General features: G+C 54.9%; 19 protein-coding genes. 16 read left to right on the top strand and 3 right to left on the bottom strand.

Annotated features, from left to right (window positions below; all coding sequences use genetic code 11):
- Positions 1–61 precede the first annotated feature (61 nt).
- The 14 genes from pdxB to hisP all read left to right on the top strand — a co-directional run bounded on the left by pdxB (position 62) and on the right by hisP (position 13,438).
- Positions 62–1,189: a 4-phosphoerythronate dehydrogenase PdxB gene (gene pdxB / locus FY046_RS03830; RefSeq protein WP_133841361.1), complete on the top strand. Its 1,128-nt coding sequence runs from the start codon at positions 62–64 to the stop codon at positions 1,187–1,189.
- 114 nt (positions 1,190–1,303) lie between these two features.
- Positions 1,304–2,314, top strand: a complete 1,011-nt coding sequence (locus tag FY046_RS03825) for an aspartate-semialdehyde dehydrogenase (RefSeq protein ID WP_133841362.1) — start codon at positions 1,304–1,306, stop codon at positions 2,312–2,314.
- On the top strand, positions 2,314–3,129 hold the full coding sequence (gene truA, locus FY046_RS03820; RefSeq protein ID WP_159336272.1) for a tRNA pseudouridine(38-40) synthase TruA: 816 nt from the start codon (positions 2,314–2,316) through the stop codon (positions 3,127–3,129). The genes FY046_RS03825 and truA overlap by 1 nt, the downstream gene beginning before the upstream one ends.
- A gap of 30 nt (positions 3,130–3,159) precedes the next feature.
- Complete coding sequence (locus FY046_RS03815; RefSeq protein WP_133841364.1) at positions 3,160–3,822, top strand: DedA family protein; 663 nt, start codon at positions 3,160–3,162, stop codon at positions 3,820–3,822.
- A gap of 172 nt (positions 3,823–3,994) precedes the next feature.
- On the top strand, positions 3,995–4,906 hold the full coding sequence (gene accD, locus FY046_RS03810; RefSeq protein WP_159336273.1) for an acetyl-CoA carboxylase, carboxyltransferase subunit beta: 912 nt from the start codon (positions 3,995–3,997) through the stop codon (positions 4,904–4,906).
- A 65-nt stretch (positions 4,907–4,971) separates the two neighbouring features.
- On the top strand, positions 4,972–6,234 hold the full coding sequence (gene folC / locus FY046_RS03805; protein WP_133841366.1) for a bifunctional tetrahydrofolate synthase/dihydrofolate synthase: 1,263 nt from the start codon (positions 4,972–4,974) through the stop codon (positions 6,232–6,234).
- Positions 6,224–6,973, top strand: a complete 750-nt coding sequence (gene dedD, locus FY046_RS03800) for a cell division protein DedD (RefSeq protein ID WP_159336275.1) — start codon at positions 6,224–6,226, stop codon at positions 6,971–6,973. Before folC ends, dedD begins: the two co-directional genes overlap by 11 nt.
- Before the next feature lie 333 nt (positions 6,974–7,306).
- A complete protein-coding gene (cvpA, locus tag FY046_RS03795; protein ID WP_133841368.1) occupies positions 7,307–7,792 on the top strand; it encodes a colicin V production protein in 486 nt (161 codons plus the stop codon).
- Positions 7,793–7,828: 36 nt separating this feature from the next.
- Positions 7,829–9,346: an amidophosphoribosyltransferase gene (gene purF / locus FY046_RS03790; RefSeq protein WP_133841369.1), complete on the top strand. Its 1,518-nt coding sequence runs from the start codon at positions 7,829–7,831 to the stop codon at positions 9,344–9,346.
- A gap of 179 nt (positions 9,347–9,525) precedes the next feature.
- Positions 9,526–10,095, top strand: a complete 570-nt coding sequence (locus tag FY046_RS03785) for a UbiX family flavin prenyltransferase (RefSeq protein ID WP_133841370.1) — start codon at positions 9,526–9,528, stop codon at positions 10,093–10,095.
- Between the two features lie 274 nt (positions 10,096–10,369).
- A complete protein-coding gene (gene argT, locus FY046_RS03780; protein WP_133841371.1) occupies positions 10,370–11,152 on the top strand; it encodes a lysine/arginine/ornithine ABC transporter substrate-binding protein ArgT in 783 nt (260 codons plus the stop codon).
- Positions 11,153–11,253: 101 nt separating this feature from the next.
- The gene (locus FY046_RS03775; RefSeq protein ID WP_133841372.1) at positions 11,254–11,940 is read left to right on the top strand and encodes a histidine ABC transporter permease HisQ; all 687 of its coding nucleotides are present in this window, start codon (positions 11,254–11,256) and stop codon (positions 11,938–11,940) included.
- Positions 11,937–12,653 carry an ABC transporter permease gene (locus FY046_RS03770; protein WP_159336276.1) on the top strand — a complete coding sequence of 239 codons (717 nt, stop codon included), beginning with the start codon at positions 11,937–11,939 and terminating at the stop codon, positions 12,651–12,653. The genes FY046_RS03775 and FY046_RS03770 overlap by 4 nt, the downstream gene beginning before the upstream one ends.
- Before the next feature lie 11 nt (positions 12,654–12,664).
- Positions 12,665–13,438 carry a histidine ABC transporter ATP-binding protein HisP gene (hisP, locus tag FY046_RS03765; RefSeq protein WP_133841374.1) on the top strand — a complete coding sequence of 258 codons (774 nt, stop codon included), beginning with the start codon at positions 12,665–12,667 and terminating at the stop codon, positions 13,436–13,438.
- Between the two features lie 134 nt (positions 13,439–13,572).
- On the opposite strand, the gene FY046_RS03760 is transcribed toward hisP, so the two are convergent.
- Together FY046_RS03760 and FY046_RS03755 are read right to left on the bottom strand one after the other, a co-directional pair.
- Positions 13,573–14,823 carry an MFS transporter gene (locus FY046_RS03760; RefSeq protein WP_167863590.1) on the bottom strand — a complete coding sequence of 417 codons (1,251 nt, stop codon included), beginning with the start codon at positions 14,821–14,823 and terminating at the stop codon, positions 13,573–13,575.
- 346 nt (positions 14,824–15,169) lie between these two features.
- Entirely contained in the window at positions 15,170–16,063 is an 894-nt protein-coding gene (locus tag FY046_RS03755; protein WP_159336278.1) for a TIGR01777 family oxidoreductase, read from the bottom strand.
- Positions 16,064–16,268: 205 nt separating this feature from the next.
- Between FY046_RS03755 and yfcF the strand changes: the two genes are divergently transcribed.
- Together yfcF and yfcD are read left to right on the top strand one after the other, a co-directional pair.
- Positions 16,269–16,910 (top strand): glutathione transferase, encoded by a 642-nt coding sequence (yfcF, locus tag FY046_RS03750; protein ID WP_167863591.1) that lies wholly within the window; start codon positions 16,269–16,271, stop codon positions 16,908–16,910.
- A gap of 126 nt (positions 16,911–17,036) precedes the next feature.
- Positions 17,037–17,561, top strand: coding sequence for an NUDIX hydrolase YfcD (yfcD, locus tag FY046_RS03745; RefSeq protein ID WP_133841378.1), 525 nt, complete (start codon positions 17,037–17,039; stop codon positions 17,559–17,561).
- Between the two features lie 54 nt (positions 17,562–17,615).
- Here yfcD and FY046_RS03740 read toward each other — a convergent pair whose 3' ends face one another.
- Complete coding sequence (locus tag FY046_RS03740; RefSeq protein WP_133841379.1) at positions 17,616–18,443, bottom strand: ABC transporter permease; 828 nt, start codon at positions 18,441–18,443, stop codon at positions 17,616–17,618.
- Position 18,444 lies beyond the last annotated feature (1 nt).

Raw genomic sequence — 18,444 nt, 5'->3', positions numbered from 1 at the left:
TATTCGCTTTCCTGCTTTATGGCAGAATAACGCCCCTCACTGAACCGACTGGAAACCGCTTGTGAAAATTCTCGTTGATGAAAATATGCCGTACGCCCGTGAACTGTTCAGCCGTACTGGCGACGTTGTGGCCGTGCCGGGCCGTCCGATCCCGCAGCAAGAGCTGGATGATGCCGACGGGTTGATGGTGCGCTCAGTGACCAAAGTGAATGCCGAACTGCTGAGCGGCAAGCCGGTGAAATTTGTCGGGACCGCCACCGCAGGCACCGATCATATCGACGAGAGCTGGCTTAACCAGCAGGGGATTGCGTTTTCAGCCGCACCCGGCTGTAACGCCATTGCGGTGGTGGAGTACGTCTTCTCCTCGCTGTTGTTACTGGCCGAACGTGACGGTTTCCAGTTAACCGACCGTACCGTCGGCATTGTGGGAGTGGGCAACGTTGGGGGGCGCCTGCAGGCGCGCCTTGAGGCGCTGGGCATTCGCACGCTGCTGTGCGATCCCCCACGTGCCGAACGCGGTGATGAAGGGGACTTCCAGCCACTGGCACAGCTGGTGGCGGAAGCCGACGTGCTGACCTTCCATACTCCGCTGTTTAAACAGGGCCCTTACCAGACGCTGCATATGGCTGATGAAGCCCTGTTGCTGGCGCTGAAACCGGGCACCATTCTGATCAACGCCTGCCGTGGCCCGGTGGTGGACAATGCCGCGTTGCTGAAGGTGCTGGAACAGCGTGATGACCTCAGCGTGGTACTGGACGTTTGGGAGCCAGAACCGGAGCTGTCGCTGCCGCTGCTGAATAAAGTGGATATCGCCACGGCGCATATCGCCGGTTACACCCTGGAAGGGAAAGCACGCGGTACCACCCAGGTTTTTGAAGCCTGGACACAGTTCATCGGCCAACCGCAGCAGGTGGCGCTGGATACGCTGCTGCCCGCACCGGAATTTGGCCGCATCACGCTGCGCGGTGAGCTGGATCAGGCAACGCTGAAACGTCTGGTGCATCTGGTGTATGATGTGCGCCGCGATGATGCGCCGCTGCGCCATGTGGCTGCGATCCCAGGTGAGTTTGATCGTCTGCGCAAGAATTATCAGGAGCGCCGCGAGTGGTCTTCGCTGCGGGTTGAGTGTGATAACGCCGACACCGCTGTGCTGCTGAATAAGCTGGGCTTTAACGCGGCCCACCTTTAAGTCTTTATTAAGTCAACCTGCGTAGGGTGAATCCCCTACGTAGGTTTATTCCCAAAATTCGGGCGGTGAACTCACCGCCTTCTATTTTTGTGTCATTGTCTGGAGTAAACCAACATGTCCGACGGCTGGAATATCGCAATCTTAGGTGCGACAGGCGCAGTAGGGGGAGCTTTACTGGAATTGCTGGCGGAACGTCAGTTCCCTGTTGGTGAGCTGTATGCGCTATCAAGCGAGCGTAGTGCGGGTGAAGTGCTGCGCTATGAAGGTAAATCGTTACACGTGTCCGATGCGGCAGAGTTTGACTGGACGCAGGTGCAACTGGCGTTTTTCGTTGCCGGGCGCGAAGCATCAGCACGTTACGCTGATGAAGCCGCTAACGGCGGTTGCCTGGTGATCGACAGCAGCGATCTGTTTGCACTTGAGCCGGATGTCCCGTTAGTGGTGCCGGACGTCAATCCACAGGTACTCGCCGATTACCGTAACCGCAATATTATCAGCGTGGCCGATGCATTAACCAGCCAGCTGCTGTGCGCCATCAAACCGCTGGTTGATCAGGCAGGTCTGGGGCGTTTGCAGGTAACGAATCTGCTGGCGGCATCCTCCCACGGCAAGGCGGCGGTGGATTCGCTGGCCGGTGAAAGTGCGCGGCTGCTGAACGGCCTGCCTGCGGAAGACGGCTATTTTGGTCGTCAGCTGGCGTTCAACGTGCTGCCGCTGATTGCCGATAAAGAGGGCAGTGTGCCGCAGGAACGTCGTCTGGTAGAGCAGGTGCGTAAAGTCCTGCAGGACGATGGGTTGCCGATTGCGGTCAGCACCATTCAGGCACCGGTATTCTACGGTAACGCGCAGATTGTCTACATTGAGAACCTGCGCCCGATCTCTGCGGAAGAAGCCCGTGACGCGCTGGGCCAGGTGGAAGATATCAACCTGACGGCAGAAGATGATTTCCCGACGCAGGTGGGCGATGCTTCCGGTAGTGCGCACCTCAGTATTGGTAGTGTGCGCAATGATTACGGTATTCCTGAACTGTTGCAGTTCTGGTCCGTGGCCGACAACGTGCGTTTTGGCGGGGCATTGATGGCCGTCAAAACCGCTGAGAAGCTGGTGCAGGAGTACTTCTACTAATGTCCGACATCGCCGTGCCACAGCCGACGTTAAAACTCGCGCTGGGCATTGAATATGATGGTAGCCGCTATTACGGATGGCAGCGGCAGCAGGAAGTCCGCAGCGTGCAGGAGAAGCTGGAGATTGCGCTGACAAAAGTTGCCAACCATCCGGTGGAGGTGGTCTGCGCCGGGCGAACCGATGCCGGAGTGCATGGTACGGGGCAGGTGGTGCATTTTGAGACCACCTCGCAGCGTAAAGATGCCGCCTGGACGCTGGGCGTGAACACCCATCTGCCAGCGGATATTGCCGTGCGTTGGGTGAAAGCGGTGCCGGATGATTTCCACGCCCGCTTCAGCGCCACGGCTCGCCGTTACCGTTATATGATTTATAACCAGCGGCTGCGGCCGGCGATCCTCGGGGGTGGCATCACGCATTTTTATCATCCGCTGGATGTGGAAAAAATGCAGCGTGCCGGGCAGTGCCTGCTGGGCGAGAATGACTTTACCTCGTTCCGTGCCGTGCAGTGCCAGTCACGTACGCCAATGCGTAATGTGATGCATCTGAACGTCAGCCGCCACGGCGCGTATGTGGTGGTCGATATTAAAGCCAATGCGTTTGTGCATCACATGGTGCGCAACATTGTTGGCAGTCTGATGGAAGTGGGTTGTGGAAATCAGCCTGAGAGTTGGATAGCAGAGTTGCTGGCGGCAAAAGACCGCAAGCTGGCAGCGGCGACAGGGCGGGCAGAGGGTCTGTATCTGGTCGCGGTCGACTATCCCGCCCGTTTTGAAATACCCCGTCCACCGATGGGACCACTGTTCCTCGGGGATTAACCCTGGCCTGGAGTATTAAAGGAAGCCTGTATGGAATTGATTCGTTTTGTTGTCGACTTCATTTTGCATATCGACGTCCACCTCGCGGAGCTGGTTGCCCAGTACGGTGTCTGGGTGTATGCCATTCTGTTTTTGATCCTGTTCTGTGAAACCGGTCTGGTGGTGACGCCATTCCTGCCAGGGGATTCCCTGCTGTTTGTTGCGGGGGCGCTGGCCGCACTGCCAGGCAATGACCTCAATGTGCATACGATGGTGGCACTGATGGTCGTCGCCGCGATACTGGGTGATGCGGTGAACTACACGATCGGGCGGCTGTTTGGCGATAAGCTGTTCAGTAATCCCAATTCAAAAGTCTTCCGTCGCAGCTATCTTGATAAAACCCATGCATTTTATGAGCGTCATGGCGGGAAAACCATTATTCTGGCGCGCTTCGTGCCGATCGTCCGTACTTTCGCCCCGTTTGTGGCGGGAATGGGCAAGATGTCCTATCGTCATTTTGCCCTGTACAACGTGGCGGGCGGACTGCTATGGGTGCTGCTGTTTACCTATGCGGGTTATCTGTTTGGTAATTTCCCGGTGGTGCAGGAAAACCTTAAGCTATTGATTGTGGCGATTATCCTGCTATCGGTATTGCCAGGAGTGATTGAAGTGGTACGTCATCGCCGCGCAGCACGTCAGCAGAAACAGCAATAAAATAAATCCTCAGGCTTGCGCCCTCTGACCAGATTTTTATCCACAGTCACGGGCGGTTATGGTTTAATGAGCGATAAATTATGGTTTGCGCTGCGACTACAGGTCGCTGCGTGGAAAAAGAAAAACTGGCGCTCCCCAGCAGGAGCGCCAGGTTCAAACAGAAAGGTCATCAATGAGCTGGATTGAACGAATTCTCAATAAGAGCACCATCACCCCATCGCGTAAAGCAAGCATTCCTGAAGGGGTCTGGACAAAATGTGATAGCTGCGGGCAGGTTCTCTACCGCGCCGAGCTGGAACGTAATCTGGAAGTCTGCCCTAAATGCGACCATCACATGCGCATGCATGGTCGCGATCGTCTGCACAGCGTGCTGGACGAAGGCTCACTGATTGAGCTGGGCAGTGAACTGGAACCAAAAGATGTGCTCAAGTTCCGGGATTCAAAAAAATACAAAGATCGTCTGGTTGCGGCTCAGAAAGAGACCAACGAAACCGACGCGCTGATTGTGATGAAAGGTACCCTGCACGGGATGCCGGTTGTTGCAGCCGCGTTTGAGTTCTCCTTTATGGGCGGCTCAATGGGTTCCGTGGTGGGCGCGCGCTTCGTGCGTGCGGTTGAGCAGGCACTGGAAGATAACTGCCCGATGATCTGTTTCTCTGCGTCAGGCGGTGCCCGTATGCAGGAAGCGCTGATGTCGCTGATGCAGATGGCAAAAACCAGTGCAGCACTGGCGAAGATGCAGGAACGTGGTCTGCCTTATATCTCCGTGCTGACCGACCCAACTATGGGCGGCGTTTCTGCCAGCTTTGCGATGCTGGGCGATCTGAACATTGCGGAACCTAAAGCCCTGATCGGCTTCGCGGGTCCACGCGTAATTGAGCAGACCGTGCGCGAAAAACTGCCGCCGGGCTTCCAGCGCAGTGAGTTCCTGATCGAAAAAGGCGCGATTGACATGATCGTCCGCCGTCCAGTGATGCGCTTCAAGCTGGCCAGTGTGCTGGCGAAAATGATGAATCTGCCTGCACCTGAGGAAGATATTGTCAAAGAAGCGCCTGCTGACGCATCCCAGAGCCACGAGGCCTGACCGATGATGAGAAAGGGACCCTGCGTCCCTTTCACCAATGAACCGTAACGTTGTGAACGGGACACATGGATAATCTTCCTCAAGCCACGTCGCCTCTTGCCTCGTGGCTTTATTATCTTGAGCATTTACACGCTCAGGCTATCGAACTTGGGCTGGATCGTATCCGGCGCGTTGCCTCTTCTCTCGACCTTCTGACACCAGCCCCTGTGGTTTTCACCGTCGCCGGAACCAATGGTAAAGGCACCACCTGCCGAACCCTTGAAACGGTGCTGATGGCGGCGGGCTATCGCGTGGGCGTTTTCAGTTCGCCGCATCTGGTGCGTTACACCGAACGGGTGCGCATTCAGGGTGAAGAACTGGCGGAGTCAGCGCATACCACCTCCTTTGCGGCCATTGAAGCGGGCCGGGGTGACACCACGCTGACCTACTTTGAGTACGGCACACTATCGGCGCTGTGGCTGTTTGCTGAGGCGAAGCTGGATGTGGTGATCCTTGAAGTCGGGCTGGGCGGGCGTCTTGATGCCACCAATATTGTGGATGCCGATGTCGCCGTGGTAACCAGTATTGCGCTGGATCATACCGACTGGCTCGGGCCGGATCGCGAAAGCATCGGCCGGGAGAAAGCCGGGGTGTTCCGCGCGGGGAAACCTGCCGTAGTGGGTGAGCCGGATATGCCGCACACCATCGCGGATGTGGCCGCAGAGAAGGGCGCACAGCTGTTGCAGCGCGACCGCGACTGGTCATACAGCGTAACTCATGACAGCTGGTCTTTCCGCGATGCCCACGGCACTGTGGAGCAGCTGCCGTTGCCACAAGTCCCATTGCCGAATGCGGCTACCGCACTTGCGGCGCTGCGTGCATCCCCGCTTAACGTTGATGAGGCAATAATCCGTCGTTCACTGCACCAGGCCATGTTGCCCGGTCGTTTTCAGACGGTCGCCGAATCACCGCGGGTGATCCTTGATGTTGCGCACAACCCCCATGCGGCAGGCTATCTGGCGGGGCGCCTGGCAGAAGTGCCACGCAACGGCAAGGTACATGCGGTGGTAGGCATGCTGCATGATAAAGACATTGCCGGTACGCTGGCATGCCTCTCGCCGCAGGTGGATTACTGGTACTGTGCACCGCTCGACGGTCCGCGCGGTGCCACCGCTGAACAGCTGATGGTGCATCTTGAGGGTGCACAGGCGTTTGGCTCGGTTGAGCTTGCCTGGCGACAGGCGCTGCAACAGGCAACCGAACAGGATATTGTGCTGGTGTGTGGTTCGTTCCACACCGTGGCACAGGTCATGGAAACGATGGAAACGGAGAACGGCAGTGGCAAGTAAGTTTCAAAACCGTTTAGTCGGAACCATTATCATTGTGGCGCTGGGTGTGATTGTGCTGCCCGGCTTACTCGATGGTAAAAAGAAGCACTATAAAGAAGAGTTTGCGGCTATTCCTCTGGTGCCGAAACCCGAAGACCAGCAGGAAACCGATTTGGTTCCGCCTGTGACGCAAACCTTACCGGCACAACCGCCGGAAGGGGCAGGGGCGGCGATCAGTGCGGGTAGCAATGCTAACGACAACTCCTCGCAGGCCGACAGCGGCTCCACCGCGCCGCAGTCTCATAACCAGCCAACGGTAGTGACGCCGCCGCCGGTGAAGCCTGCGCAGCAGCAACCGCCGAAAGTGGTGGAAAAGCCGAAGCCGCAGCCTAAACCGGTCGAAAAACCGATCGAGAAGCCTAAACCTGTTGAAAAACCGAAACCGGTTGAGAAGCCTGAGCCGAAAGTGGAGGCGCCTGTTGAGAGCCAGCCACCAGTGACGGAATCAGCGCCATCAGGGCAGGCCTGGGTTGTACAGCTGGGTGCGTTGAAAAATGCGGCAAAAGTGAATGAGATCGTCGCACAGTTGCGCCTGTCGGGCTACCGTGCCTTTACCGTTCCGTCCACGCCGGTGCAGGGGCAAATTACCCGTATTTACGTGGGGCCGGATGCTTCGAAAGCGAAAATGCAGGCTGCCGTTGGCACATTGCAGGGGATCTCGGGGCTGGGCGGAGTTGTTAAACCGTACAGTGTTAAATAAGCCGTTCTGGTCCGTTGTTTCTCTCAGCGACGGACTATTATTGCGATAGCTATGATCACCCTGCGCCCGGAGCCGACACCTCGTCACTCCGGGCGTCGTACGTGATGATGCTGGCAAATCAAGGTATTGCGTGGTGGGGTCCGGGCCGTTGAAATCGGTGTCCGGAAGGGGTTTTTTTAAGCGTTCTCGTTTATTTAAATCGCGTCAGTAAAACGCTACGCAAACGTTTTCTTTTTCTGTTAGAATTCGCCCCGAACTGAGGCAGTATCCCCTTGCACCTGTGCTTACAAGGGGAGAGCGGCTGATACAGGGGCATGGTCACTGGAAGCGTTCATGGTCTGGATAGATTACGTCATTATTGCGGTTATTGGTTTTTCGGCTCTTGTTAGCCTGATCCGAGGGTTTGTTCGGGAAGCTCTTTCTCTCGTCACCTGGGGTTGCGCATTTTTTGTCGCCAGTCATTACTACTCCTTCCTTGCCGTCTGGTTCACAGGATTTGAAGACGAACTGGTTCGAAATGGAATCGCCGTAGCGGTGTTATTCATTGCTACCCTGATTGTCGGGGCCATTGTTAACTACGTTATTGGTTCGCTGGTTGAAAAAACCGGCCTGTCGGGAACCGACAGAGTCCTTGGCGTCTGTTTTGGGGCATTACGCGGTGTGCTGATCGTTTCAGCCATGCTGTTTTTCCTCGACACATTCACCGGTTTTTCTAAGAGTCCGGACTGGCAACAGTCCCAGCTAATCCCTCAGTTCAGTAGTATTATCAGGTGGTTTTTTGATTACCTGAAAAGCACGTCGAGTTTTTTGCCCCGGTAATCGAACCGGGGTTGCGGCTTATGAGGAAATGTCAATATGTGCGGTATTGTCGGGATCGCCGGTTTTGCACCGGTCAACCAGTCGATTTATGACGCGTTAACGGTGCTTCAGCACCGTGGGCAGGATGCCGCAGGCATCGTTACCATTGATGCATTGAATTGCTTCCGTCTGCGCAAAGCAAACGGTCTGGTTAGCGATGTATTTGAAGCCCGCCACATGCAACGTATGCAAGGCAATATGGGTATCGGCCACGTTCGTTACCCCACGGCAGGAAGCTCAAGTGCTTCTGAAGCCCAGCCATTCTACGTAAACTCCCCTTACGGTATTACTCTTGCCCATAACGGCAACCTGACCAACGCTCACGAACTGCGTAAAGAGCTGTTCGAAACGGGTCGTCGTCACGTGAATACCACCTCTGATTCTGAAATCCTGCTGAATATCTTTGCGCAGGAAGTGGATCGTTTCCAGCATGACCCGCTGGAAGCAGAGAACATCTTCTCCGCCGTTGCCGCGGTGCATCAGCGCGTTCGCGGTGCGTATGCCTGCGTGGCGATGATCATCGGCCACGGTCTGGTGGCATTCCGCGATCCTAACGGTATTCGTCCACTGGTGATCGGCAAACGCGCTATGGCTGATGGCCGTATCGAGTATATGGTGGCTTCAGAGAGCGTGGCGCTGGATACCCTTGGCTTTGAGTTCCTGCGCGATGTGGCACCGGGCGAAGCGGTGTATGTGACCGTGAAAGGCCAGCTGTCCACCCGTCAATGTGCTGAAAATCCAAAGTGGAATCCGTGCCTGTTCGAGTACGTTTACTTTGCACGCCCGGATTCGTTCCTCGATAAGATTTCGGTGTACAGCGCCCGCGTGCGTATGGGCACCAAACTCGGTGCCAAGATTGCCCGCGAGTGGGAAGATCTGGATATCGATGTGGTGATTCCAATCCCTGAAACCTCCTGCGATATCGCACTGGAGATGGCGCGTATTCTCGACAAGCCCTACCGTCAGGGCTTTGTGAAAAACCGTTATGTCGGCCGTACCTTTATCATGCCAGGTCAGCACCTGCGTCGCAGCGCGGTTCGCCGTAAGCTGAATGCTAACCGTGCTGAGTTCCGGGGTAAAAACGTGCTGCTGGTGGATGACTCCATCGTGCGCGGTACCACCTCTGAGCAGATCATCGAAATGGCACGTGAAGCGGGAGCGAAGAAAGTGTATCTCGCGTCTGCGGCACCGGAAATTCGCTTCCCGAACGTCTATGGCATTGATATGCCAAGCGCCACTGAGCTGATTGCTCACGGCCGTGAAGTGGAAGAGATCCGCCAGCTGATCGGTGCAGATGCCCTGATTTTCCAGGACCTGAGCGACCTGATTGAAGCGGTGCGTGAAGAGAACCCGGATATTGCCCAGTTTGAGTGCTCGGTATTTGATGGTATCTACGTGACCAAAGACGTGGACCAGCAGTACCTGGAGTATCTGCAATCTCTGCGTAATGACGATGCGAAAGCGATGCAGCGTCAGAACGAAGTGGAAAATCTCGAGATGCACAACGAAGGCTGATACCCGTCGTACTTTGAGTGATATGTGCGTTGGCTGCGTTTGCTCACCCCGGTCACATAGTTGTCTATGCTCCCGGGGATGATCAGCCTTGCCGCCTTCATCTAACTCGAATGATTCAGGGTAAATAGGCTAAGATGGGCCGGAAGCAATTCCGGCCCATTTTTTTTGAAGGATTTGGTATGAAACGACTCATTATTGGCATCTCTGGCGCCAGCGGTGTGATTTATGGCATTCGCATGCTGCAAATTTTGCAGCAGGTGAGCGGGGTAGAGAGCCATCTGATAATGAGCCAGGCTGCGCGGCAGACGCTGGCGCTGGAAAGTGACTATACGCTGCGTGAAGTCCAGGCGCTGGCGGATGTGGTCCACGATGTACGCGATATTGCTGCCAGTATCTCCTCGGGTTCTTATAAAACCGAGGGTATGGCGATCCTTCCCTGCTCAATGAAAACCCTGTCAGGTATTGTTCACAGCTACAGCGATGGCCTGCTGACCCGCGCCGCTGATGTGGTGCTGAAAGAGCGGCGCCGACTGGTGCTGTGTGTGCGTGAAACCCCGTTGCATCTTGGCCATCTGCGTACGATGACCGCTGCCGCAGAACTGGGGGCCATTATTATGCCGCCGGTGCCCGCTTTTTATCATCGCCCACAGAGTGTGATGGATATTGTCGATCAGACCGTTAATCGGGTACTTGACCAGTTTGATATCGAACTGGATGAAGACCTGTTTACGCGCTGGCAAGGTGCATAACGGGGAATATATCGCACCATTTTGGTGCGCCTATTGGTGCTGAATCGCTTTTCGTGCAAGTTGCGCACCAAAATGAAACATTGTTGCTTCGGTCTGCCAACAAACCTGCTATAAATTTTCCTGCAAACTGAGTAATCACAGTGCCTGAAGCATCGTGCAATATAAACAGCGGTTTGCCACAAAATGTGGCACGGAACCTGCTAATTGTATTGTGTAAGTCACTGTGCAAACACATCACGAACCATTAAAAATAATATTTAAATTGGGGTAATGTATGAAAAAGCAGGTCCTGGCTCTCTCCCTGTTAATGTCAATTACAGCTGCAGGCAGCGCATTTGCTGCGGGTCCAAAAACGCTGCGTATTGGTACCGACCCAACGTATGCACCGTTCGAAATGAAAAATGCTCAGGGGCAGTTGGTCGGTTTTGATATCGATCTGGCGACCGAAATTTGTAAGCGTATGGAAACCAAATGTACGTTTGTTGAAAGCGACTTCGATGCGCTGATCCCTTCTCTGAAAGCGAAGAAGATCGATGCCATCATCTCTTCCCTGTCGATCACTGAAAAACGCCAGCAGGAGATCGCCTTCTCTGAAAAACTGTATGCGGCCAACTCGCGCCTGATCGCGCCGAAAGGTTCGAAAATTCAGCCAACGCTGGAAGCGCTGAAAGGCAAAACCATCGGTCTGTTGCAGGGGACCACTCAGGAAACCTACGCGAACGAAAACTGGCGTCCAAAAGGCGTGACTGTGACGCCATACGCTAACCAGGATCTGGTGTATCAGGATCTGACTGCGGGCCGTATTGATGCCGCGTTCCAGGATGAAGTGGCTGCCAGCGAGGGCTTCCTCAAGCAGCCTGCGGGCAAAGAGTATGCGTTTGCAGGCCCGGCTGTTAAAGATGAAAAAATCTTTGGTGTTGGTACAGGGATCGGCCTCAGCAAAGAGAACCCTGAGCTGAAAGCCGCTATCGATAAAGCGTTTGATGAAATCCGCAAAGATGGTACTTACGACAAGTTAGCGAAAAAATACTTCGATTTTGATGTGTACGGCGGTTAAGTAAACCCTGTCTGCAGGCCTCACTGTGTCATGCAGTGGGGCCGCGTTTAATGCCGATGGCGTAAACGTGAAGTTAGAATCATAAGAACAGGATATTGCCTATGCTGTACGGCTACTCTGAAGTGATTTTTAAAGGCGCAATGGTAACACTCGAGCTGGCCCTCAGCTCAGTGGTGTTTGCCGTGGTGCTGGGGTTGATTGGCGCCGGGGCCAAGCTCTCCAACAGCCGCCTGCTGGTGGTTATTTTTGAAGGCTACACAACACTCATCCGTGGGGTTCCGGATCTGGTCCTGATGCTGCTGATCTTCTATGGTCTGCAAATTGCGCTGAACCAGGTAACCGACTTCTTCGGTCTGTCACAGTTTGATATTGATCCGATGGTGGCCGGGATTATCACCCTGGGCTTTATCTACGGAGCCTACTTCACCGAAACATTTCGTGGCGCCTATATGGCCGTGCCAAAAGGGCAGATTGAGGCCGCGACCGCCTTTGGTTTCACCCGTTCTCAAACCTTCCGCCGTGTGCTGTTCCCAGGGATGATGCGCTTTGCGCTACCGGGTATCGGTAACAACTGGCAGGTGATCCTGAAAGCCACGGCGCTGGTCTCACTGCTGGGGCTGGAAGATGTGGTGAAAGCAACGCAGCTGGCAGGGAAATCGACCTGGGAACCCTTCTATTTCGCGATTGTCGCGGGTGTCATCTATCTGATTTTTACCACGCTCTCCAATGGTGTGCTGTGGTGGCTGGAACGCCGTTATACGGTGGGTGTAAAAAGGGCTGACCTATGATTGAGATTATTCAGGAGTACTGGAAAGCCCTGTTATGGACGGATGGTTACCGCTTCTCTGGCGTGGCAATCACGCTGTGGCTGCTGGTGGTGTCTGTCGTGCTGGGCGGGTGTATGGCGGTGCTGATGTCGATTGCCCGCGTGTCTCCCATCAGGGCGATCCGTTTTCCGGTATGGCTGTTTACCTACGTGTTTCGTGGTACGCCGCTGTATGTGCAACTGCTGGTGTTTTACTCCGGTATGTACACGCTGGAAATTGTCAAAGGCACGGACCTGCTGAATGCATTTTTCCGCAGTGGACTGAACTGTACGCTACTGGCACTGACGCTGAACACCTGTGCGTACACCACGGAAATATTTGCCGGAGCGATTCGCTCGGTGCCGCATGGTGAGATCGAGGCGGCGCGCGCTTACGGTTTCTCCACCTTTAAACTGTATCGCTGCATTATCATGCCTTCCGCATTGCGCTCTGCGCTGCCTGCATACAGTAATGAAGTGATTTTAATGCTGCACTCCACTGCGCTGGCGTTTACCGCCACGGTGCCCGATCTGCTGAAAGTGGCACGCGATATAAACTCGGCCACCTATCAACCGTTTATTGCCTTTGGTATTGCGGCCGTGCTGTATCTGATTATTTCCTATGTGTTGATTAGTCTGTTCCGTAAAGCGGAAAAACGCTGGCTGGCGCACGTTAAACCTTCATCGTCACATTGAGTAACAACACTATGGCTGATAATAAATTAAGCGTCACCGAGCTGCATAAACGTTACGGTGAACATGAAGTGCTAAAGGGTGTTTCACTCCAGGCGAATGCCGGGGATGTGATCAGTATCATTGGTTCCTCCGGCTCAGGGAAAAGTACCTTCCTGCGCTGCATTAACTTCCTCGAAAAACCGAGTGAAGGCACGATTTCGGTGAATAACCAAAATATCACTCTGGTACGTGATGTCGACGGCCAGCTGAAAGTCTCCAACAAAGAGCAGCTGCGTATGCTGCGCACCCGCCTGACGATGGTGTTCCAGCACTTTAACCTGTGGAGCCATATGACGGTGCTGGAGAATGTAATGGAAGCGCCGGTGCAGGTGCTGGGCCTGAGTAAAACGGAAGCGCGTGAACGTGCCATTCGTTACCTTGACAAGGTCGGGATTGACGAGCGTGCACGGGCAAAGTATCCGGTACACTTGTCAGGTGGTCAGCAGCAACGCGTGTCTATCGCCCGTGCGCTGGCGATGGAGCCTGAAGTGTTGCTGTTTGATGAACCGACATCAGCGCTGGACCCGGAGCTGGTGGGGGAGGTGCTGCGCATTATGCAGAAGCTGGCGGAGGAGGGTAAAACCATGGTGGTGGTGACCCATGAGATGGAATTTGCCCGCCACGTGTCGAACCATGTGATCTTCCTGCATCAGGGCAAGATAGAAGAGGAAGGGCCACCGGAAGAGGTCTTTAATCATCCGAAGAGTACCCGCCTGCAACAGTTTTTGTCCGGGGCATTGAAGTAGGGGGTAATCATCTTTTCCGATCGACCCGTGTTGAGGGGAGATCGGCGTTGCTGGCTGAGCGAAAAAGAAGGTCAGCCATTACGAGATGAGCCGCGTAGGGGTCGATCATCTTTTTCGATCGACCCATGCTGAAGTCAGCTCTGATTATCGGCTGACAAAATTAATCGTGAAGCATGTGACGCGGTAAGCAGGTAAACCAGTATGCCTGAGATACCCAGAGCGATGCCGACATACGCCGTTGAGATCCATCCAAACCCCATCGTAATCGCCACCCCTCCCAGATAAGCCCCCATCGCGTTGGCAATATTCAACGCAGAGTGATTCATTGCGGCCGCAAGCGTTTGTGCTTCTTTTGCCACATCCATCAGGCGGATCTGAATCGAGGGAAGCAATACCGATGAAGTCCCGACCAGGAAGGTCGCCAACAGGCCGGTGAACACGTGCCCTGCAAGGAAAGGGAACAGGACCATGATCAGGGTATTCCAGACCAGAGCGCCGCCAATGACCTTAAGCGGGTTGTGATCGGCGAGACGCCCGCCAACAAGGTTACCGACGATCATTCCCAATCCAAAGGCAGCCATGACCCAGGGGACGAGGTTGTCCTGCAATGCAGCGAGGTTTTTTAGCGTGGGGATAATATAGGTGAATATGGCAAACATGCCGCCAAAACCCACTGCGCCCGTCAGCAGGGTCATCAGCACCTGCGAATTTTTCAGCGCCGTGAGTTCTTTCATCGGATGAGCATCGGAACGGTTTGCTGTTGCAGGAACTAACATTGTAATCATCAGGCAGGTGCTCAAGCCTATTGCACCGACAAAAGCAAAAGCGATATGCCAGGAGAAAAACTGCCCTAACCATGCGGCAAGAGGTACACCCGCCAGCGTGGCGACCGTCAGGCCCAGCATCACCAGACTGATGGCTTTACCGCGTTTATCCGCAGGCACCAGTGAGGCCGCAACGAGTGAGGCAATACCAAAGTAAGCACCATGAGGAAGCCCGGCGATAAACCGGGCAGCGACGAGTGTCGGGTAGTTACCGGCCAGTGCGGTAGCAAGATTACCGATAAAGAAAATAAACATCAGAGCAATCAACAGGATTTTTCTGTTCATACGCGCAGTGAGCACGGCAATAATCGGTGCGCCTACCACCACGCCCAACGCATAGCTGGCAATGGCATTCCCGGCCTGAGGCTCAGTGATATTCAGCGAATGGGCGACATCAGGGAGAAGTCCCATGATAACAAATTCACCGGTTCCTAAACCAAATCCCCCGAGGGCAAGTGACAGCAGGGCGAAGCCTGGACTCCTGGTGTTGACTGCATTGTGATCGCTCAAAATTAATTCCGCATTGTTAATATAAAAAGGTAATGATCTCTGACAGTGCATGGAAAACAGCGTGTCGGGTATGCACAGGAATACGCGTGTAAAAAATACGACGATTAAAAGTAATCGATTACTTTTGAGAAATCAAGTGTTTACCTATAAATCCATCAACACAATCGGTAATGGTCAGACATTAAAGGCGTCACCAATATCGATGAGATGAATACCTGTAGAAAATTCAGACCGACCAAAGAACAGGCAATCAACTTCTTTAATCATGCCTGTCCAGTGGAAAATCATTTTGCTACAGATACCCGCTACTCGTCGTGTTATGTGGAAGGTGATATCAAATATGGCGATCAGTGACCCGGAAAGGGGATATTATATTCAAGAGAAATCCGCCCGTCATTCACACCACATCTGCCAGCGCTTTATCCAGCTCGTACCAGCGAAAACGAAAACCCGATGCTTCCAGCCGTTGCGGCAGCACATGCTGTCCCCCCAACACCAGCACCGCTGACTCGCCCATCATCAGGCGAATGGCCGTGGCGGGCGTACGCATAAATGCCGGACGGTGCATCACTTCACCCAGTGCCGCAGCGAACTGCTCGTTGCGCACCGCGTAGGGCGCTACCAGATTAAACGGCCCGTCCAGCTCGGGATGATCCAGCAGCCAGAGAATGCCGTTTACCGCGTCTTCCAGATGTATCCACGGGAGGTACTGCTTACCGTTACCCAGCGGCCCGCCAATCCCCAACTTAAACGGCAGCTTCATCTTTTCCAGCGCTCCGCCTTTCTCCGCCAGCACGACGCCCGTACGCAGCAGGCACACGCGGGTGCGGTCGCTTTGTGCGTTCAACGCCAGCTGCTCCCAGCGTGCACAGAGGTCATGCGTAAACTCCGCATGACCGGGGTCATCCTCGGTCACCACCAGTTCGCCAGTGTCGCCGTAAAAACCGGTGGCGGAACCGGAAATCAGCACCGCAGGGGGGGCGCTGCTGGCCTTGATCAATTCAACCAGGCGCATCGTTATTTGCCAGCGACTATCGCATAACAGCTGCTTTTGCGGCTCGCTCCAGCGTTTTGCCGCGATCGGCTCTCCCGCCAGGTTGATGACCGCATCAATGCCGTTCAGATCACGCTGTTGGTCCAGGCCCGACCACAGGTTAATTTTTTCACTCAGGGTACGGCGTGCCGCGGCGACATCACGCGTGACCACGCTGATTTGGTGGCCTGCCTGAAGTAATCGGGCCGTTAACGGGCGGCCAATCAGCCCCGTCCCGCCGGTAATCAGAATATGCATGCGGATTATCCTTCAGAATGCGCCAGTACACAGTATGCTGCTTTCAGCATAGGTGAAGATACCAGGATTGCGTGTGACAGGGCGCACGTGCAGATGCTGTGGTGGTTGTTCTGAAATGGTAAACTCCCTCATTGCGGAGATTGCCATCGGCGTGAAAAGTCGGTAAACAGGATGTTCCTATCCGTGAACGTCAGAGGACGTCCTGATGCGTTATCCCACGATCCTGTTGTGGTCAGATTCCAGCTTTTTCAGCCCTTATGTGATGTCGGTCTATGTTGCCCTGAGCGAAAAAGGCATTCCTTTTTCCCTGAAGCGCGTCGATCTCGGCAGCGGTGAGCATCAGCAGCAGGCTTATGGCGATGTGTCGTTAACGCGCCGGGTGCCAACGTTGCAGGTCGACAACTTCCATTTGTCTGAATCCTCGGCGATTGCGGAGTATCTGGAAGACCGTTTCCCGGCCCCGGACTATGAGCGCCTTTATCCACGTGATATCGAAAAACGTGCTAAAGCTCGTGAGATTCAGGCCTGGTTGCGCAGTGACTTTATGCCCATCCGTCAGCAGCGCCCGACGGAAGTGTTGTTTGCCGGAGCGCGGTTTGCCCCGCTGGATGAGGCCGGTCAGCAGGCGGCCGCAAAACTGATTAGCGCCGTGGAACGTCTGCTCCCGCAAGGTCAGCAGAACCTGTTTGGCGAGTGGTCGATAGCGGATACTGACCTTGCGGTCATGCTGAATCGCCTGGCGCTGCACGGCGATGCGTTACCGCCGCGGCTCGCTGATTATGCGCATTTTCAGTGGCAGCGTGCGTCTGTACAGCTGTGGTTATCCGAATCGTCAAAAGCGGCATAGCGCATCAGCACAAATTGATGATTGCGTCGTGCGGCGTTAAACATTAATTTAGGGCGGATCGCGCAACCGTGTGCGAAAACGTTTGATTCAACTGTGCGCCAGGCGCCAGAACAAAAAGGGTTACGGATGGTGGAGCAAGATCAGGGCACGGAGTGGGTGGATATCGTTAACGAAGATAACGAGGTCATTGCACAATCCAGCCGTGTACAGATGCGTGCGCAGTGTTTGCGCCATCGCGCAACCTACATCGTGGTTCACGATGGCATGGGCAAAATTCTGGTGCAGCGTCGTACCGAGACGAAAGACTTTATGCCGGGGATGCTGGATGCGACCGCCGGGGGCGTAGTGCAGACCGGTGAAGAGATGCTGGGCTCGGCGCGACGTGAAGCCGAAGAAGAGCTGGGCATTGCCGCGGTGCCGTTTGCCGAACATGGCCAGTTCTACTATGAAGATGAACACTGTCGCGTATGGGGCGGATTGTTCAGCTGTGTGTCTCACGGCCCGTTTGCCATGCAGGAAGAAGAAGTGGATGAGATTTTCTGGATGACGCCGGAAGAGATCACTGCCCGCTGCGATGAGTTTACCGCTGACTCGCTGAAAGCCTTGTCGTTGTGGTTGACGCGTAATAACGAATCAGGCCGCTACGACTAACCCTCCCTGTGGCGCAGTAGCCCTGCGCCACACATATTCCTGTGATAACAGTGATTAATGTGCCGGGCTGGACTGGCGCATCTTCTCGCCACGTCGACGCAATATTTCCATCACGATCAGCAGAATCAGCGATGCACCAATCATCAGGCTGGCCGCTGCGGCGATCGTCGGATCCAGGTTTTCACGGATCCCGGCAAACATCTGGATCGGCAGTGTGCGCTGGGTTGGGCTGGCCAAAAACAGCGTGACCACCACTTCATCAAACGATGCGGCAAAGGCAAACAGTGCGCCGGAGAAGACGCCTGGAGCGATCAGGGGCAGCGTCACCTTGCGGAACGTCAGCAGGGGGGAGGCACCCAGACTGGCGGCAGCGCGGGACAGCGTCGTATCGTAACTTTTCAGCACGGCGACCACGGTGATCACGACAAACGGCACGCCAAGCAGCGCATGGGCCAGCACCAGACCGAGATAGCTGTTAAGCAGCGACAGTTTGGCAAAGAAAAAGAACATGCCAACGGCAATAATCACCACCGGCGCCACCATCGGCGAAATGATAATCGCCATCACGATGCCTTTCCCGCGAAACTCACCGCGCACCAGGCCCATTGAGGCCAGCACGCCCAGTACGGTGGCCAGCAGCGTGGCCAGCGGGGCAATCAGCAGGCTGTTACCCAGCGCACCCAGCCACTCTTGCGAATGAAAGAATGTGTCATACCAGCGCAGCGAAAAACCGCTGAGCGGATAGCTGAGAAACGAGCTGCTGTTAAATGACAGCGGCACAATGACCAGTACCGGGACGATAAGAAAGAGCAGCACCGCCGCCGCATAGAAGTTAAACAGGCCTTTCCACAGGCGCAGGATCAGGGTTCCCTGTTGTCTCATC

Source organism: Erwinia sp. 1181_3 (assembly GCF_052824965.1).
The sequence above is the reverse complement of the archived record's forward strand: the minus strand, read 5'-3'. Positions and strand labels throughout refer to the sequence as shown.

Bases quoted from the DNA above. Each gene is read 5' to 3' on its own strand.
- FY046_RS03825 (WP_133841362.1), top strand. From the start codon at position 1,304: ATGTCCGACGGCTGGAATATCGCAATCTTAGGTGCGACAGGCGCAGTA.
- truA (WP_159336272.1), top strand. From the start codon at position 2,314: ATGTCCGACATCGCCGTGCCACAGCCGACGTTAAAACTCGCGCTGGGC.
- FY046_RS03815 (WP_133841364.1), top strand. From the start codon at position 3,160: ATGGAATTGATTCGTTTTGTTGTCGACTTCATTTTGCATATCGACGTC.
- accD (WP_159336273.1), top strand. From the start codon at position 3,995: ATGAGCTGGATTGAACGAATTCTCAATAAGAGCACCATCACCCCATCG.
- folC (WP_133841366.1), top strand. From the start codon at position 4,972: ATGGATAATCTTCCTCAAGCCACGTCGCCTCTTGCCTCGTGGCTTTAT.
- cvpA (WP_133841368.1), top strand. From the start codon at position 7,307: ATGGTCTGGATAGATTACGTCATTATTGCGGTTATTGGTTTTTCGGCT.
- purF (WP_133841369.1), top strand. From the start codon at position 7,829: ATGTGCGGTATTGTCGGGATCGCCGGTTTTGCACCGGTCAACCAGTCG.
- FY046_RS03785 (WP_133841370.1), top strand. From the start codon at position 9,526: ATGAAACGACTCATTATTGGCATCTCTGGCGCCAGCGGTGTGATTTAT.
- argT (WP_133841371.1), top strand. From the start codon at position 10,370: ATGAAAAAGCAGGTCCTGGCTCTCTCCCTGTTAATGTCAATTACAGCT.
- FY046_RS03775 (WP_133841372.1), top strand. From the start codon at position 11,254: ATGCTGTACGGCTACTCTGAAGTGATTTTTAAAGGCGCAATGGTAACA.
- FY046_RS03770 (WP_159336276.1), top strand. From the start codon at position 11,937: ATGATTGAGATTATTCAGGAGTACTGGAAAGCCCTGTTATGGACGGAT.
- hisP (WP_133841374.1), top strand. From the start codon at position 12,665: ATGGCTGATAATAAATTAAGCGTCACCGAGCTGCATAAACGTTACGGT.
- FY046_RS03760 (WP_167863590.1), bottom strand. From the start codon at position 14,823: ATGCACTGTCAGAGATCATTACCTTTTTATATTAACAATGCGGAATTA.
- FY046_RS03755 (WP_159336278.1), bottom strand. From the start codon at position 16,063: ATGCATATTCTGATTACCGGCGGGACGGGGCTGATTGGCCGCCCGTTA.
- yfcF (WP_167863591.1), top strand. From the start codon at position 16,269: ATGCGTTATCCCACGATCCTGTTGTGGTCAGATTCCAGCTTTTTCAGC.
- yfcD (WP_133841378.1), top strand. From the start codon at position 17,037: ATGGTGGAGCAAGATCAGGGCACGGAGTGGGTGGATATCGTTAACGAA.
- FY046_RS03740 (WP_133841379.1), bottom strand. From the start codon at position 18,443: ATGAGACAACAGGGAACCCTGATCCTGCGCCTGTGGAAAGGCCTGTTT.